The following is a 2,249-nucleotide window of genomic DNA, read 5'->3' on the forward strand; positions in this document are numbered from 1 at the left end:
GTTTGGAAAGGGGTCTAATAGTTGTTCTGCCTTTTCCACTTGGTTTTTTAAATTGGCAAAAATCTGTTGCCATCTCTCATCAGAAATAAAATGCCTATTTTCTGGCTTTGCTAGATAATGAATAGAATTTACATTATCATGTAAACGCTCTAAAATATCTTCATAGTATTTTGCCAATGCCATATCTTTTTACTTAATAAATCTCTTTCCAAACTAAAAATAAACCCTTGTAAGTATTGGGGTTGAAGTTTTTAAAAATCTACAAAAATCAGGGTTTGGAAAGAAGTCTAATATAAAATTTGGATATAATATGCCTTGTTCTTGATTAAATTAAAATAAAATGTAGGAAAGGATAAAAGGCGAACTAAACCCGCCTTTTATATTGTTGTAATCGGCTATTTTAAACCAATCTCTCCCCACTCACAATCACGCCATTATTATCGGCATAGACCCAATCGCCGTCATGGACGACCACCCCGCCAATCACAATCGGCAGACCTGTCTCGCCCACGCCCTTTCTTACGCTCTTTTTGGGAATGCTTGCCAAGGCTAACACGCCAAGATTCATCTTGGCAATCTCGTCCACGTCTCGCACACAGCCACAGATGATGACTCCTGCCCAGCCGTTGTCCACCGCCGATTTGGCAATCATGTCGCCCATTAACGCACAGCGTAGGGACGCACCACCGTCCACCACTAGGATTTTGCCTTGTCCGTCTGTGGCGAGCAGTTCTTTGACACGGGAGTTGTCTTCAAAGCATTTGACCGTAACGGCTTGCCCGCCAAAGGTCGTGATACCGCCATAGTGTTTGAACGATTTGCCGTCTATCATGGGCGGTATGACGTGAATGGTTTTGTCTTCGTTGTCGTCCAATAGGTCGCAGGTGATGAAGTGGGTCATGGTTTTTTCCTTAAAAAATGAAAATGATTTTTAATATAGCGATTTTAAAAATATTTGTCAAGACAATGCTACTTTGCCGTCAAAAACTTGACCAATTCATCATTTGCCACGTTGCCTTCAAACAACTCGCCATCTTCGCCATAGACGGCAGGGGTGGCGATGATGGTAAGGGGGCGGACTTTGGCGATGTTGGATGACAGATGATTGTCGTCATTACCACATTGGTTGCCTGCCTTGACCCCTTTTATGGCAAGGTCTAGGAGCTTGGCACGCTTGGCATTATCACGCTCGCACCAGATTTGTCGCATGGGCTCGGACGACTCGTCATAGACAGGATAGCCGATGACTTTGACGGTAATGCCTTTGGCGGTAAGATTGGGGATGTTTTTGTGAAGTATCTTGCAGTAGGGGCAGTTGATGTCGGTGGCGACATAGACGACCGCTCGCTCGTCTTTGGCAGGATAGATGGTAAGGCTCGTGTGGTCTAAGGTGGTAAGTGTATGGCGGTTTTTGGCGGTCTCAAAGGCGGTGTCAAGTCCGCCAAGTTTGCCATTGTTAATCACGCTGACATCGCCCCCGATGATATAACGAGCGTCTGCACTGACCAAAAATGGCGTCCCATTTTGGGCAACCGCCCAAAGCAATCCCTTGATACTCGTGTGAAAAAACACGGTGTCGGGGGTGACTAGGGGTAGGGCGTTCATGTTGGCGAGTAGGGCGATTTTGTGGTCTTCGTCTATCGGGGTGCCTGTGGGCTTATCGCTCATGATGGCAGGGTCGATGGCGTGAATGGTGCTAGGATTCGGCTCGGCGGTGGCGTTAATCACATAACGAGCATCAGGCGTGATAAGTAGGGTCTCATCGGTGGTCAGCGTTACCATCAAAAGCTCGCCAATGCCTGTCGGGGCGATGGTACGAACGGGCGTGGCAAGTCCGATTTGGCGTAGGGTTTGCTTGATGAGTTGGTTATCGCTTGCGGTAATGGGGGCAGGTGTCTGGGCAGTACTTGGCAGGCTGGCGGTGGCAGTGGCGGTGGCAAGGCTTAGGGCGAGTAACGTGCTAAATGTTTTCATGAGTTATTCCAAAATGATTTGGTAGAGATTATACCCCAAAATCTACGCTAACAAGAGCTGTTTACAACTTCCCCACAATCTGACAAGGTTGGGCAGTAAAGTATGGTTAGCAAAAATCCGTAAAAATTGGGGCGGTGGCGTATTTATTGTTTAAATAAAACGCTAATCCGCCCAAATTTCACGGGAAAATACACCCAAGAAACTTTAAAATTACCACAAATGCAATGATGTGCGGACGTAGGGGTGTGCTCAACACCCCTTGTATATCCAAAACA

The 2,249-nt window shown here is 46.5% G+C and carries 3 protein-coding genes; all 3 read right to left on the reverse strand.

Annotated elements, in window-relative coordinates:
• The coding region (locus tag B5J94_RS11505; RefSeq protein ID WP_143821987.1) for a hypothetical protein at positions 1-183 on the reverse strand (183 nt) is incomplete at its 3' end.
• A gap of 217 nt (positions 184-400) precedes the next feature.
• Entirely contained in the window at positions 401-901 is a 501-nt protein-coding gene (gene rraA, locus B5J94_RS11510; RefSeq protein ID WP_062501615.1) for a ribonuclease E activity regulator RraA, read from the reverse strand.
• A 68-nt stretch (positions 902-969) separates the two neighbouring features.
• On the reverse strand, positions 970-1,974 hold the full coding sequence (locus tag B5J94_RS11515; RefSeq protein WP_062501613.1) for a DsbC family protein: 1,005 nt from the start codon (positions 1,972-1,974) through the stop codon (positions 970-972).
• Positions 1,975-2,249: the final 275 nt, after the last annotated feature.

Source organism: Moraxella lacunata (assembly GCF_002027545.1).
GTDB lineage: Bacteria > Pseudomonadota > Gammaproteobacteria > Pseudomonadales > Moraxellaceae > Moraxella > Moraxella lacunata.